Source organism: Pyrobaculum organotrophum (assembly GCF_055384425.1).
Genome location: NZ_AP042430.1, coordinates 1606975 through 1621907 on the forward strand (window position 1 = coordinate 1606975; position 14933 = coordinate 1621907).

Annotated in this window: 14 protein-coding genes; 1 reads left to right on the top strand and 13 read right to left on the bottom strand. The window is 53.0% G+C overall.

Features of this window, described 5'->3' with window-relative positions:
- Window positions 1-65 precede the first annotated feature (65 nt).
- Window positions 66-1121 (top strand): amidohydrolase family protein, encoded by a 1056-nt coding sequence (locus ACZ49R_RS09835; RefSeq protein ID WP_464732947.1) that lies wholly within the window; start codon window positions 66-68, stop codon window positions 1119-1121.
- On the opposite strand, the gene ACZ49R_RS09840 is transcribed toward ACZ49R_RS09835, so the two are convergent.
- The 13 genes from ACZ49R_RS09840 to ACZ49R_RS09900 form a co-directional block, all read right to left on the bottom strand.
- Entirely contained in the window at window positions 1099-1311 is a 213-nt protein-coding gene (locus ACZ49R_RS09840; protein WP_464732948.1) for a hypothetical protein, read from the bottom strand. The genes ACZ49R_RS09835 and ACZ49R_RS09840 overlap by 23 nt on opposite strands.
- Window positions 1295-2080: a sulfide-dependent adenosine diphosphate thiazole synthase gene (locus ACZ49R_RS09845; protein WP_053240513.1), complete on the bottom strand. Its 786-nt coding sequence runs from the start codon at window positions 2078-2080 to the stop codon at window positions 1295-1297. The genes ACZ49R_RS09840 and ACZ49R_RS09845 overlap by 17 nt, the downstream gene beginning before the upstream one ends.
- Window positions 2081-2196: 116 nt before the next feature.
- Window positions 2197-2778, bottom strand: coding sequence for a formate dehydrogenase (locus ACZ49R_RS09850; protein WP_464732949.1), 582 nt, complete (start codon window positions 2776-2778; stop codon window positions 2197-2199).
- Window positions 2762-3469, bottom strand: a complete 708-nt coding sequence (locus ACZ49R_RS09855; protein ID WP_464732950.1) for a cytochrome b/b6 domain-containing protein — start codon at window positions 3467-3469, stop codon at window positions 2762-2764. The genes ACZ49R_RS09850 and ACZ49R_RS09855 overlap by 17 nt, the downstream gene beginning before the upstream one ends.
- A 35-nt stretch (window positions 3470-3504) precedes the next feature.
- Window positions 3505-4341 carry a 4Fe-4S dicluster domain-containing protein gene (locus ACZ49R_RS09860; protein WP_464732951.1) on the bottom strand — a complete coding sequence of 279 codons (837 nt, stop codon included), beginning with the start codon at window positions 4339-4341 and terminating at the stop codon, window positions 3505-3507.
- 2 nt (window positions 4342-4343) lie between these two features.
- A complete protein-coding gene (locus ACZ49R_RS09865; protein ID WP_464732952.1) occupies window positions 4344-7850 on the bottom strand; it encodes a molybdopterin-dependent oxidoreductase in 3507 nt (1168 codons plus the stop codon).
- Window positions 7847-8056 carry a hypothetical protein gene (locus ACZ49R_RS09870; RefSeq protein ID WP_464732953.1) on the bottom strand — a complete coding sequence of 70 codons (210 nt, stop codon included), beginning with the start codon at window positions 8054-8056 and terminating at the stop codon, window positions 7847-7849. The genes ACZ49R_RS09865 and ACZ49R_RS09870 overlap by 4 nt, the downstream gene beginning before the upstream one ends.
- A gap of 59 nt (window positions 8057-8115) precedes the next feature.
- The gene (locus ACZ49R_RS09875; protein ID WP_464732954.1) at window positions 8116-8796 is read right to left on the bottom strand and encodes a formate dehydrogenase accessory sulfurtransferase FdhD; all 681 of its coding nucleotides are present in this window, start codon (window positions 8794-8796) and stop codon (window positions 8116-8118) included.
- Entirely contained in the window at window positions 8778-9266 is a 489-nt protein-coding gene (locus ACZ49R_RS09880; protein ID WP_464732955.1) for a hypothetical protein, read from the bottom strand. Before ACZ49R_RS09880 ends, ACZ49R_RS09875 begins: the two co-directional genes overlap by 19 nt.
- A 36-nt stretch (window positions 9267-9302) precedes the next feature.
- Window positions 9303-9692 (bottom strand): ATP-binding protein, encoded by a 390-nt coding sequence (locus ACZ49R_RS09885; protein WP_464732956.1) that lies wholly within the window; start codon window positions 9690-9692, stop codon window positions 9303-9305.
- A complete protein-coding gene (locus ACZ49R_RS09890) occupies window positions 9689-10255 on the bottom strand; it encodes a hypothetical protein (protein WP_464732957.1) in 567 nt (188 codons plus the stop codon). The genes ACZ49R_RS09885 and ACZ49R_RS09890 overlap by 4 nt, the downstream gene beginning before the upstream one ends.
- Window positions 10252-14271 (bottom strand): molybdopterin dinucleotide binding domain-containing protein, encoded by a 4020-nt coding sequence (locus ACZ49R_RS09895; RefSeq protein WP_464732958.1) that lies wholly within the window; start codon window positions 14269-14271, stop codon window positions 10252-10254. The genes ACZ49R_RS09890 and ACZ49R_RS09895 overlap by 4 nt, the downstream gene beginning before the upstream one ends.
- Window positions 14211-14933: a cytochrome b/b6 domain-containing protein gene (locus ACZ49R_RS09900; RefSeq protein ID WP_464732959.1), complete on the bottom strand. Its 723-nt coding sequence runs from the start codon at window positions 14931-14933 to the stop codon at window positions 14211-14213. Before ACZ49R_RS09900 ends, ACZ49R_RS09895 begins: the two co-directional genes overlap by 61 nt.

Sequence of the window (14933 nt, forward strand, 5' to 3'; positions counted from 1 at the left end):
CGACGCGACAAGCCGGCGTGTGTTATTGTAAATTCGAATTTATATAGGCGCGTCTCCTCTCTGGCGTGCGTCTCCGCGCGCGCTACATCCTCACGGGAGAGCTTGAAGTTGTAGAAAACGGCGTCGTAGAGGTAAACGATGAGGGCGTGGTGGCGGGGGTGGGTAAATACACTGGGGGTGTCGCCGCCGATCTTGGCAACGTAGTGCTTATGCCTCAGCTCGTCAATGGCCATGTACATGTTTTAGACGTCGCCATGTTAGACAGAGACGATATGTATATCGACGACTTAGTGGGGTGGCCCCACGGCGTGAAATACCACGTCGTTAAAAAACTTGTAAAGAAGGGTAAACACATCCCACTTCTAGAGAAGGTGGCGAAGAGAATGAGGAGATATGGCGTGGGGTGCGCCCTGGTATACGCAGAATATGCGGCGAGAGACGTAGAAGAGGTGTTCCGGCGGTGGGGGGTAGAGACTGTAGTCTTCCAAGAGGCCCATGGCGGCTTTCCAAACTATCCCAACGTCCAAGTGGCCACTCCCGTCGACCACCCCCCAGAGTACCTCCGGCAACTCAGAGCCAGGTATAAGCTAGTCTCTACCCACGTCTCTGAGACAGAAGACTGCCACGAAGCCGGCGATCTAGAGCTCGCGCTAAAGGTGTTAAATGCGGACGTTTTAATACACCTTGTATATATCACGCCCGAGGAGGTCGCGGAGATCCCGCCGTCAAAGACTGTCGTGGTAAATCCCAGGGCCAACGCCTATTTCGTTGGGCGGGTGGCGCCGGTGCCCCAGCTACTACACCTAAAGCCCCTACTCGGCACAGACAATGTCTTTATGAACGAACCAGACCCCTGGGCCGAGATGAAGTTTCTCCACGCCTACGCCGCCGCCTCTGGCTGGAGACTGGGCGAGAAAGAGATACTCGCAATGGCCACGGTCTGGGGCTGGGAAAAAATGAGGTGCATCCCGCCGATTGAGCCCGGCCACAGGCTCAGGGCACTCGCCGTGGCGGCGCCATACGCAGGAGAAAAGGTGTTGAAGTTCTTGGTGAAGAGGGCCGCCCACACAGACCTAGTGGCATTGGTGGAAGGCGCCTCTATAGAGCCGCCCCCCTCCTGAGGCGGTTCCCCGCCGCCTCCTGGTTCCTAGTCCACTTCGCCACGAACTGCCGGTAGCACTCCCTTGAACAGAAGACCCACGGCTTGTTGACACAACAAGTCTTGACTACTATGGCCCCAGCGCCGACCAGCTTGCCGCAGTTGGAGCAACGGAGCTCGGCCGGCCTCTGGATCTTAAGCTCGAACGGCATAGACCTCCTCTACCAAATCCTTATGTATTATCTCGGCCGCCCTTCTGCCGGAGAGGAGCATCCCGCCGAAGATGGGGCCCATTCTCGGCAGGCCGTGTACTGTACAGACCGCCATGCCCGCCACATAGAGGCCAGGCGCCACCCTCCCGGTGTGTTCTACCACGAGCTTCTCAGATACCTCAGCCCAGGCGGACTTCTCCCCTCTCACCTCTATGCCCAACTCTGGCACTTTTCTAGCCGCAATAGAGATGACTTCGGCGTCGTGACCCGTGGCATCTAGAACAGCCTTGGCCTGAGTATAGAGCGGGTCGACGTGCGATCCAGACATCTGTATCGGCGTCCACACCCAAAGCAATCCAACTACCCTCGGCGGATCGCCCCGGAAGATCACGTCATCTACGTGGACTCCCAAGATTATCTTCGCTCCGGCGTCTATAGCGCCGGCGGCCAACTTGGCAATCAACTCGGCGGGGTCCACCGTGTAGAGGCCGTCGCCCACAGGCTTGTACCTAATTTTAAAATCTCTCAATACAGGAACCGCCTCCTCCTGTACCACAATCTTCGGAATCATGTTCCCACCTGGGCCAATCCCACCGCCAAAGGAAAACCTTCTCTCATAAACCACAACTTTGTGCCCCCTCTCGGCGAGATATCTAGCGGCCGTTAGGCCGGCAGGCCCTGCCCCAACTATAGCCACATCTACATCGCTATATTCATACAAATCCTCAAGCCCATGTTTTATTATCGCCCTCGCGATTTTTAACTCCATAAGTAATAAATGTGGTATAAATAAATATCTTTTCACCGCTGAACAGCCCCTAAGAGACGGGGGTTAACATCATGAAATTACTTATGCAGAACACAGAAATGTGAAAAAGGCGGTTTTTATGTATCTCCAGAGGGCAAGGTCCACCTCAGTATGTGTATATAAAAGTGCATGACGTGGAGATCCGGCTTCTCCTCTATCATGCCGAATTTATAGCCGCATTTTTTACAGGAGAGGATATAGACGTCGCTGTAAATGTAGACGTCAAAGCTGTCTCTGCCCTGGGTGCCGCAATTGGGGCAGCGCCACATTTCAAATTCCCATTCAGAACCACATACGCACCTCGCAACCGTCCGCTGTCTTTCGTAAATACCGAGATCCTCCCGTTTCAGCACAACAAGAGAGGCAGGGTCGCCGCAGTTTTTACAACGGCCACCTACTCCGCCTCCCCCAAACCTAAAATAGAGGGCCCTCCTAACTACATAGTCCACCAGCTGCCTCGGGACGCCCCTCTCCTCTGCCTCCCTCCTAAGTCTCTCAACGTCGATAGACTCAATGACATATTGGGCAGGTGATTTATCCACATGGACCTCCAGACTTTTCGCTATCTGGTCGAGCTCGGATAAAAAACGGGAGGTTTCCCTAGTCTCTCTAAGACACTCTTGGTCTTCGCCACAGAGAGCTCTATACAGCGATTCCACGTCTTCTTAAGTAGTTTGGCATGTGTGTTTTTGCCCAGTCTAGTGGGGTGGTTCCGTCGCTGAACATTGCGTTGAGTAGTGGTCTGTTTGTGGGGTGTAGTACGGCGAATATGTGAAGCGCCACGAAGAGTAGCCCTAGGGCGAAGCCGACGTCGTGTAACAACAGCATAAGCCTCGCCTCCGCTAGAGATAGGCCTAGGGCATCTCTATAGACAAGCACCACGCCACTAATAGAGAGGAGGATCACGGACGCGATAAGCACAAGCGCCATGTAGGCAACAAACACGTTGTGTCTCTCCATAGACGCCTTGACGTCCTCGGGAAGCGGCTTGCCGAAGAGGTAGTGCCCCGCCAGCGCCTTAGCCTCCCTAATCTGTTGGCCAAGCGGCTTGCGGAGGGCGTCGAAAATTCTCACCTTCTTAAAGAGGAGTAGATTGACGGCGTACACCAAGAGCAACGCCCCCCATATATGCCCTAGAAATCTGTGGGCAATTCTAAACAACTGCACGCCGGCTGTAACGGCGTCTGTGCCCACCGCCGCCGCAAGAGGGGCGCCCACCGCGTACACCAGAGGGGCCAAAACCTCTATAGCAAATAGAGCGCCGCCAGTAATCGCCAACATAGTAAATAACAACAAATTCCACTGGTGGGCAACCCTATACCCAATACTTACAACCTCCACTCTATCCATGTATAAAACTAAGTAGAAGTTTAAAAACTTTTCTATTATTTTTTCTCTTCTACCCTCGCCCGACGCCAAGCAACAAAACCCAAAACAGCAAGAACGCCGGCAAGCGCAACGCCTCCTATGGTGACAAGCGGCTTCAAAACTTCTCTGACTTCCTGCACAGCCACGGGCTTGCCTTTGTCGGCAAAGTGTCTGTCTATGGCAAAGCTCCTCCTCTCAGAGGTCACATATATCCACCTGACAGAGCCGCCGACGTATTTATCCACGTTGAGGCCATATACCTTTCTGCCTTTAGCCTCCTCCTGCCTAGCCTTTTCAATTATGTCCCTCGCCGGCCCGAAGGTAAACACTCTAGTTGGACATACTTCGACACATGCAGGCTCCTTACCGTTTTGTATTCTGTCTACACAGAAGGTGCACTTGTAGAACTTTCCGTCGTCTCCCCTCTTCGGCACGTCGTAGGGACATGCCATCTGGCAGTAGCCACAGCCAACACACTCGTCTCTATTTATTACAACGGCGCCCTCGGGGGTAACTTTTATCGCGCCAACAGGACAAGCTCTTGCGCATGGCGCCTCAACACAATGCATACAGTTGTATGGAAGTGATGAAATTTCTATCTGACTAAAAGCGACTTCTCCAGCTGGTGTTAACAGATACTTTTTAGTTACACCCTCATAGTAAAATACAACCTTCCAACTTTTTGCTGTTAGCGATTGTGGCGAAGTTAAGCTACCTGTAAATGTTGTACGTTCCGCAGGTAATCCATTCCACTCTTTACATGCCACTTGGCAAGCTCTACATCCAATACATCTGTCTAAATCTACTAAAACAGCAAAGCCCTCGTCTGGTTTGGGAAACTTTATCGACACCATAGTTACACCATTTCAGCCTTCTTTATTTTGCCAAGCCATGCCTTAGACTCTTGTATTGTAGTAACTACATCTCCTACGTCGGGAACTATAAAATTAGCTACAGCGCCGCCTATATATCCCAAAAAGCCAAACGTCCAGACAACGCTTACAACGGGTATTTTCTTACCATTTATATTTAGATACGCCATCCCCTCCGTTACATATGCTTTAAGCCTTATGGACCCTCTTGCTGTTATTATATCCACATAATCGCCTGACGCAATCCCTAGTTTTTGAGCAATTGCTCTAGGTACATATACAAAGGGCTCTGGCACTAATTCTGCTAACATGGGAGAGTTTCTGGTCATAGTACCGCTGTGGAAATGCTCAGTCAACCTATTGCTTGTTATTACTACAAGTTCTCCTGGCAGACTCTCTAAATCTTTTGGCTCTAATGCTACACCAACAGGTTTGCCCCTTACAATATCCGGCTCTTCTTTCAGTACAGATATATTGTATGGATTTAGCCACGCCAACGTGGGATATCTTATAGCTAGTTCTATATCAGGCGACTCTACAGGCTCGGTGTGTATAGGCCACTGGAAGTTATAACCCGCATACCATCCGCCCATATCGCCTATAGCTTTTAAGACAGCAGTTTTAAGACTGCCAGACTCTTGATAATACTTACGTAGGAGTTCCCGCATCTGTTCCATCTTTGGCTTAAAGGCGCGCCATCCGCCACCAGAGAAAAAGGGTCTTTTCACAGCAGCTTTAAAACTCGTAGTCTCCTCATCCCAGTAGAGCGTATCGTTAACCCAGAGATATTTCATACCAGTTTTTGCAACATATTCCTCAAAGCTTAAAGTCTTTACTTCGCCGCCCTCCTCTACTACAAACTTTCCGTCTATCTTTACCTCCCCTGTTCTAATATATGTAACTACATCTAGTCCACCAAAGAGGTCTGCCACGCCGCTTAACTTCCGCTTAAAACTTCTTGGAATCCAGAAGTTATGACCTGGGAGAAATGCTGGCCTATACTCGCCAGTGTATTCATCTATCCATTCCCCTGTCTCGCCTGTGACTACATACTCCCTACCTGCCGCCTTCACCTTAACTTCGGTCCCCAACATCACCTTTAGAACATCATAGTTGTAGCGGAACCTCACGTTCATAGGCCAGGACCAGCCCCAGTCTTTATACACCATAAACTTTTTACTAAACACGCCATCTATCTCGCCCTCCTCTCTTAGTCTTGTGCTTCTTCTCATAGTTGTAAACTCGTCTCTTATCGGGTCGTAGATCCCTTGGTATAACAATACCGCGAAGTTTATCTCCTTGTTTATTATCCTTGGGTTAACCTCAGCTTCTATAGGCGAAACCGGCGCGCTCCTGCCCAAACCTCCTGCGTAGTTCCAACTTTCATCTGGTTTCAGAGACCTCTCATATATAAATATAAGCTTCCCGCCCCTTCTAAACGTAACTTTCTCAGTTTTTACACCAGCGACTTCACTCGGTAGTTTAATAACGCCGTACTGCCGTAGATATTCATATATTTTCGCAACAATCCAATAGTCAGGTCTTGAATCTCCTCTTGGAGACACAGCTCTATAAGTCCACTGAATTACTCCGCTTGTGTTTGTCCTAGTACCCTCCTTTTCTGCAAATGACGCAGCGGGAAGAACTACATCAGCAAACCACGCTGTTTCACTCTGAAATATATCAGTAACCACAAGTAATTCTAGAGAAGATAGCGCAGCCCAAACAAGCTTAGTATTTGGATTAGTTACTGCCGGATTTTCGCCAAATATAAACGCGGCCTTAATTTCGCCGGCTAACGCCCTCCGCACAAATGTTATTTCAGAAGAGCCAGCCCCAAATGGGAAATCGCATATCACGACGCCGTTGACGGGGTCTTCCTCTGGTTTTGTCCCACAGAATAAGCCCCAAGCAAGCTCTAGCCTACGCCAGCCGTAGAATTTATACACTTGCAATACCTTTACTAAGTCGGCTTTACCTCTATCAGGTGCTGTTGTGGCAAATCCGTTGCGAGCCCACTGTGGAACTTCCCAACTCCACGCATCGGGCATACCCTGTAATTTCCAGTCTTGATACAATCGCACCTCAAAGGGGCTGGTGGGATTGCCGTGGTAGCCAGGTAAGGCGTCCCAACCGCCGCCATGCATATCGGTAGTCCCTTGTACATTACTATGACCGCGGAATGGATGTGCACCACCTCCTGGATAGCCCACATTGCCCAACAGCAATTGGACAATAGCAATAGCCCGAATTATGTTTATAGTGGCATTTGTGTGTTGTGTGACACCCATCGCCCACTGTATTACGCCATGTTTCTTATGGTTTGTAACCACGCCGCTGTTTTCTACATAGATCTGCGCTACAGTCCTTAAGAGGTCGACAGAGACGCCCGATATTTTTGATACTTCATCGGCTGTATAATCTTTAAGCAATTCCTTTAAGTCCGCCAAGTCGTCATCTGTGATATTCCAGCGGCTCATAAGTCTGCGAAACTCAGGGAGTTGATCTATGGGCGGGTTTCTCTCAAAGAAGGCGTAATGTAGTATATAGTGTAGTATAGCTGTTTCTGTACCAGAACGGAAGGGAACCCATATATCAGAAATGGCGGCTGTTCTGGAATATCTTGGGTCAAAAGTGATAAATATAGTACCCCTCTCTCTTTTACCCTTGAGAAAGTGTGCAAGAGACACTGGATGAGCCTCGGCGGGACTTGAGAAGAAAAGCACTACATCTGCTAGGGCGAGATCCTCTAGCGTGGCCGTTTCTGCCCCCCATCCATATGTTACAGCAAGTGCTGCCACTGTACTTGAGTGACATTTACGGTATTGGGCGTCCATGTTAGACGTACCAATAAATGCCGCAAACTTTCTAATTAGATATGACTCTTCATTTACAAGAATAGACGAGCCAATTACTTGTACAGGCACATCTTTACCCACGTAGTAATATCCGTCTTTTTGCACCGGAGCCCTTGTGTTTTGTCTCCAGCGGCTTAGAATTTCACCTAGTCTCTCCGCAATGTATTGTAGCGCCTCAGTCCAACTTACCTCTCTCCAATTGGGCGGATATTTCTTAGCAATAGCCACAAGTTCATCCCAACTCTTAGCCCTAAGTAGCTCCTCAGGTGGAGGCTTGGGGCCTGTTCTAATCATCGGCTTTTTCAGCCTAAGCTCATTATCAACAACTTGAAACGCCGCCTTGCCCTTAGGACAGAGAGCCCCTTTGTTTATGAAAGAATCTTGAGACCCCGTGATGTGGACTATCTTGTCACCCACTACGTACATGTCTATAGAACATCCTATGGAACAATAGGGGCAGACGACTGGGACTACAGAGGCTTTTATTATGTCAGTCTTCCTGCCTATTTCGCCGAGAGTCCACTGAGTCTTCCACTCTTTAAACGGCACTTGCGCCGACGCTGGAAACGCGAAGGCGCTACCTGCGATTGCAGCTATCTTCAGTAGACCTCTCCTAGTCGTCGCCAGCGTCATAACACACTCCTCGCCGCCCCCTTGTCTCTCCTACCTAACAGCTTCTTGGCAGTGAAACATGTGTAATCTTCCGTAGCTTCGTAAAGACTAGAGAGCCCGTCTACCGCCTCGGGAATCTCACCTAGCAATTTATCCAGGTCCCCCCTTAACTTTGCATACTGAAGCTCCACTGCTTTAAAAGCTGTTTCAAAAAATACATCTGCCATAGTCAACATGAATAAAATAGCTGCATTTATACTATGTTCGAAATGGCTTCGAATAATGTTTATATATTGGATGGACAGAGTAGGGTGAAGCCCCTGGTTTTTACGTTAGCTATTAGCGGTATCCCAAGTTTACACGCCGCCTCGACGCCGCTGTAGAGAGGCCCCCGGAGGGAGACTATTGCCGAGACGCCTATAGAAGCTAGCCTATTCACGATGTCTGCAGAAACGCGACCAGTCGTAAATCCGATCTTTTTCTGACCTTTAAGACCCTCCATTAGGTACCTCCCCACGAGCTTAACAACGCCGCTATGGCGGCTTGTGTCGTGGACAACAAGCCAAACCCCGTCCACGTATAGGGCCGAGGTGTGCATCGCCAACTCAGGCTCGACGTGCCAAATTGTGTATTTTGTAAACTCCCTCGCCAACTCTACAGCTACCTCAAGCGGAACCTCTCCGCCTCTCCTAAATTTAATAAGGGGCGCCACACCGCAATCCTCTGTGTATGAGACAACCATAGTCCTTCTGCCTCTCGGCACCTCTGCCCAAATCCTTGTACCCTCTATTTTTAGGCGGGCTTGAGATATGTCGTCTATATATCCCTCTGAATATAGGTAACCATATGCAAGAGCCTCGAGGTCGACAGGCGCTGATATAAACACGGCGGACTTCTCCCCATTTATATAAACCTCTACCTCCGCATCTACAGCGATCTTAATACTGCCTACCTCTCTATACGACATGGCAACACCACTAGACCACATCTCTTGCAGTAACCGGCAAACACCCCATTTATATAGATCCCTCTGTGAAGGCCGTCTATCTCTACGCCGTACTTCGCCGCCACAGCAGCTACAAGCCGGTTTCTAGCGCCGCGGAGCACAGCCACTGCGGCTAGATCCAGCCACGTTCCCCCCCTGCATCCCCTCACCAACTCGAAAAAGCTACAGATTTCGTCTCTATCAAACTTGCCAAACTCCCTCCTAACAGCCGCCGTCAATATGTCGTCACAGCCAAAAGACCGGTAGTAGGCTAGGTATGCACCGGCCTCTGTCTTACATACACCGCTTGCACAACGTACAGCGCCTTCTCTTGACAGTCTCTCCACCGCGTAGTAGACCGTAGAGTTGGAAAATGGAGAGAGGCGAGCCAGACGGTAGACAGAAAAGACCCCCAACTCCAAGGCCTTTCTCAGAACCCACGTGACCGACACCTATCGTTAATAGCTATGTATACTTAAGTTTTCTCACTACCCAAAGCCGGAGCCTGCGCCGGCGGCCTCCTCGCCTGTGGGCATAGTAACATTGACGGGGATGAAGGTGGGTATTGTTATGTTTGTAGTAAAATTTATCGTGGGGTGGTTGCTTGGGTAGAAGTATGGAGTTAGCACTGCAAGGCCAGCTAGGGCTACGCCGGCAAGGGCCACCGCCACGATAAATACGTAGGCGGCAAGGCTTAGCCTAGTCGCCATCTTTATCGCCCCCCTTGGGCATGTATACGTACAGAGGCCGCAGCCAGTGCAACGCGAATAGAGGACATGCGGAGGTCTCAGAGCACTTGTAGGACATGCTCTTACACAGAGGTTACATTTAACACATCTGTCTCCGTCTATCGCCGCAACTTTCCTCGTGAGCTTCATAGCGAGAGGGCTCGGGCCAGCCCCTCTCTGTGGGCCACTGAGAGGTAGGCTAGGTAGCGTTGCACGTCGAGATCTCCCGTTAGTATGAGCTCCTCGACGGGAGTTGGCTTGGGCTCCCTGAGGTAGAGCCACTCGCCGCATCCCCTCAGCGTGAGGAAGTCGATGTAGTTGTCGACAACGACGAAGTCCCCCTCCACGCAACCACCTAGTCTTGGAAACTCGATTTTCACAACTGCCTCAACCCCCCGTAGCTTGAGGAAGGCCAGTTGCGCCGCTTGATACATCGCCCTTTCCCGGCCTTTTACTAGGTCGGGGTCGTAGTAGCACCTAACCTCGAACCTCTTCGTAAGGGCGTGCAACTGTCTAATGAGACTCTCGCCCCTCGCGTAGAAGGCATCAGAGAAGCCCGTCTTCTCGAGCAGTTGTCTCTTTGAGAGATAGCCATAGACATGGGAGATGAGGAGAGGGCAGTGGGCCAGGGGGAGGGAGAGGGTTTTGCCCCTCCCCCTCAGGAGGTTTATCAAAAAGGGGTGGGTTTCGGGGACGGAGTATATGTATATCACGGAAGCTCGCGGAGGTCCGGCACCTTCGGCGGCCAGTAGTAGGCAGACTTGGCGGGCTTGGGGCCTATGCCCAGACCCCACAGGAACGTGCGCCTCATCCCAATGAGGTCGGGTCTTGCGCAACCGGGCGCGCCGGGCTTCTTGTTGGGGCACAGCACCTCTCCCCTGATTATGCCGAGTATACGTGGGAACTCCAGCCTCAGCCCGCCCCACCTCTGGGACCACAGGCTGTATATGCCCTGGGCCAGCTTGCCCCTGCTGCCGTGTGTCAGTAGTTTGTAGAAGAAGTCGAAGGCGGCCTTCGCGGCCTCGAAGTCGAACTCCATAGAGCCGTACTCCTTGGGGTCCGCCTTCTCTATCTTGACCTTGAAGTGCCAGAGGTTAGTCCAGGCGATGGGGTCGTTGGTCTGCGGGAGTACGAAGTCGTAGGTGGTGCCGGTCTCCTTCCACCAGACGTACTTGGCGAGGTCCCAATAGGGCATGCCCCTCTCCTTGTACAGCTTCGTAATCGCGATCTTGCCAAGCTCTTCCTCAGACACAGGCGCGGGGTCGGCGACCTTAGTCCACTTGAGGCGTTTCCAGTTGAAGTCCCCCGCCCGTATCTTATCCACGAGGCTTGCGCCGTCTACCTTGATGTCGACGGTCTGGAAGACCGCGGAGGTTGGGTAGGAGCCGGCGACCTCCAACACTTTGCTGTAGTTCCACCAAGCTGGCCTCCACCTATATGCGCCGTGTAAAAGCACCACGACGCCCTCCCTCACCCTGGGAGTGACCCACACTTTTGTTACAAAGCTAGACACCTCTAGGTCGTTCAACGCCTGGATTAAGAACCTCACCCTCACCGCGTCGCCGGTCTTGAGGCCCAACAACTGGGCGTCTATGGGGTTCATCCAGAGGTAGAGCGAGGGCCACAGCTCGAAGGAGTACCACATCTGCTGCACGCGGGAGTTCTCGCCTTGGTACAAGAAGCGGGAGTTGGCGACGAAGTCGAACTCGCCCTTCCTCGGGTCGATGCCGGTGGTTAAGCCGGGGATCCTCGCCCAGAAGTCGTGAATCGGTATGACGAAGTGTAGCTTCGCGTTTATCAGCTTCTGTACCGTCGCCAAGTCTCCTGCAATGGCCTTCTTTAGGTCCGCCTCCAACGGGATAATGGGTATAGACACCTCTCTTAGCTCCTGCTCGGCCATGGCCGGGCTGTACCACTCAAGCTTCAGAGTGTGGGTGACGGTGCCGAGGACGTTGAACCCGAGGTATATCTCGCCGTCGATCTCTATGCCGACTATGTTGCCAGCGCTATCGTAAGCCAGCTTCGTGATGGGGTCTACCCTAGCCACCTGCTCCCTCGGCACCTTCTTTAGGTAGGTCTTCTCGGCGTATACGTTAGTGTCGTGTATGACGAACTGGTATAACTCCAGCGCCTCCACGGGCTCCAGGCCTTTGTCCTTTGAGAACTTGACGACGGTGGGCGAGTAGGCGTATACAGCCCAGTTGTACATATCCCATATCGTCGGCATCACTTGCTTCCTAATGTCATTTACGAACTGCTCGTAGGTAATCTTCCCGTCGTAAAGGTCCCTAATCAGCTTCTCGGGCAACTGCTCGGGCGGAATGCCGAGCTGCGCCGCGTAGCGCTTGCCTCTGTTGACATCGATTAGGAAGGCCAGCCTGTCGGCGAGACTGGGTATCTTCACCTTAGCCCCCAGGTAGTCCACCTCCTTATCCCTCAGCAGGTCCTCCACTGGCCTCCCGTTTTTCTTAGCCATAAGCACCGTCTTCGCTATAGTTCTCCAGGCCAACTCCAGATACCACTCCTCCGGCGAGATGACGTCGCCAAGGCCTATCTGCTGGTGGGCCTCAAGCGCAGATCTGTGCGGGTCCTTCGGCCTCCAGCCCATCCTCATCAAGAATATGACGTAGGAGGGCCACCGCACGCTGAACCACCTATCTGGCGCATATATGCCGGGGGCGGCCGGCTGGGGGTCGTGGCGCTCGAACCAGTGCCCCTCAGATATACAGAGGTCTGAGAAGTAGCAACTCTCGTTCCAGAACTGGGTCATGTGTACAGTAAGTTCTACTTTATCTGGGTTTGCGAAGAACCTCACCCACTGGGCGCCGGCTTGATATGTGGCTGGCGGATTCACCACACGCCATATCCATACATACACTCTGTCGGGCACTGCGAAGCCGAGGCTTCTCCAGTACTCCTGCCACTCGGGGTCGTACATCCTGAAGGGTATGGTGTTGGTGGGGTCGTAGGCCCCGAAGGCGCTTTCCTCTGGCGCTATCATGTTTATGTTCCAAACGGCGGGCCCGTCTAGCTTCTTCTTCAGCACCTGGGCCGCGAGAGTGCCCTGCCACCAGTAGTACATGAAGTCGGTGTTGTGCCACGAGGCCGCGCCGGTGCCTCCCACAGTGCCGACGGCGCCTGTCAGCGCTATTAATAAGAAGAACATCCTCGCCAGCATCCACCCGCCGTAGGTCTGGCCGGGGCCGCGCCACTGGTTTATAGACAGCGCCTTGCCCGCCGCGGCGACCTCTTTAGCTATGGCGCGTATCAAGGTGGCGGCGTTTCTGACCTCCTCCTCACTCAACGGGTCGGGCGGCGGCGTCTTGGCGTTTAGCCTTGTGACCCACGCGGCGTATTCGGGGGTGAAGTTCGCGAAGTACTCCCTTAGGAACTTCTGGAAGTAGTCCCAGGCCTTGGCGTAGTCCTTTATGTAAACCACGCCGTCTTCCGTCACGCCGTATATGTCATCGGGCGGGAGCGTCTTTATGTAGCCCATGTTGTAGAGGTGTTGCAACAGCTTCCTATCCCTCAGGAACCAGTCCCAGTTCCACCACCTCCTGACAAACTCCCAATCCACCGCGTTTAGCTCGTTGATGAGGACGTTTGCCACAGCCGCCCACAGCCACGCCTCGGTGCCAGGCCACGGAGCCACCCAGTAGTCGGCTAGAAGCTCCGTGTGGAAGTACTTCTCTCTCACCGAGATGATCTTAGCCCCCTTGAACCTCGCCACCGCCAGCCTAGGGCCGTGGGACATTAAGAAGTGAGCAGCGTCTCCTAGGTGGCCCATGCCGTGTTGAACAACTACTTTGGCCCTGTAGTAATCCGGCGAGTTGCGGTCCATGGCAATCCAGAGGTTGTTGGCTAGGCGGACACCAGCCGAACACAGGTTGGTGTGGCTACCGAAGGCGTGTTGTTGCTCCCAGTCTTTAACCCAGGGGTGGTGGGTGAAGTAGCCGGTCTGTAGAGGTCTGCCCTCGTGCCAGTGCAACCTCGTCGAGCCTATGGGGTTGCCCTCGACGAAATACTCGTAGAAGGCTTTGGCGTAGTAGTCAGACACGATTTCGAGAGACTCGTCGTAGGTTATCCTCACGAAGTTGTCGTCGCCTCTGGCGCCTACCCTCTTGCCCGTCTTGGGGTCTATCTTGCTCAGTATATACACTATCCGGTCTGGGTGGGCCGCCGCGGCGGCGGCGCTCTGGCCGCGTACACAGAGCCCCCAGTTGCTCTTGTTGAGCGGGTTGACCATTACCTTCCGCGCCAGTCTCGTGTCTTTGTCTATCCACACCACGAAGTGGCAACTCACCTCGCACCCGCCGCAGACTCCGCCGGTGGCTATGAAGTACCTCCTCTCCCTGGGCTTAGGCCATGCCTTTGCGTCGTACTCCCGCCAGTCTATCCAGTTCTCCCACCACTTCAGAGATATGGTCTTCAGCCCGTCGGGGGTGCTCACCTCGAAGGAGCCGCCCACCTCCTTCACCCCGCCAGTAGGCGGGACGCGGTAGAGGGTTGGGTACCCCTTGAACTTGCCGGTGGCGCCGCTCCACCAGTTCTGGTCCTGCTCCACCTCGCTGTAGGGCTGAGCTTTTACAAAGGCGCCGGCGGCGATCCCCACAGCTATCGCCGCGGCGCTCGCCTTTAGGAAGTCTCTCCTAGAGAGAACCGCCTCCGTCATGGCCCACCCCTCTTTTTCACCTCTTCCACATACGCCTTGTGGTGCGCCATCCACCACTCAATCGGCACATAGCCTTTCGCCAACAACTGCGACTTCAGCATCGGCCAGTTGGTGGGGAAGATCGCCATGAGGAAGTGTATGGGGAGTGCGGCGAAGAAGATGAATGCGCCGAATATGTGCAACAGCGACATGAAGCCCCTCCACCAAGGCGGTAGGATCTGCATATAGAACCACTTCTCCACCACCAGGAACAGCCCGGATACGCCCAGGAGGAGTAGCCCCAAGATGACGCCCCACACCCACACAACTTGGAACGGGTGGTAGAACGGCGTGGGCGGATACTCCTTTCTACGGCCTAGCCTGTACTCGGCGACTTCCTTAAGCACGCGGAGCGCCTCGCCGAACTTCGTGATTTCCCTAAGCCCAGCCCTCTTGTCTGAGGCGGCCAGGACAATCAACACTCCTATGAGCATCAGTATTGGCCCAACCCAGTCGTGGAGTATGCTTATCAGCTGGCCGGAGGTGTGCGGCGCCGACAGGCCTAGCGCCGCCCCAAGTCCCTCGAATATGTTGACTTCGCCGAATTTAAAGAACATGGGGAGGCCCGTTATGAAGTTGATGGTCATGCCCACGAGTAGGAACAAATGCGCAATCTGCGTAGCGGGCTTAAACCTAAGGACGTATTCCTTGCCCCCCTCGGTCTTTATCAACGGCCTCAT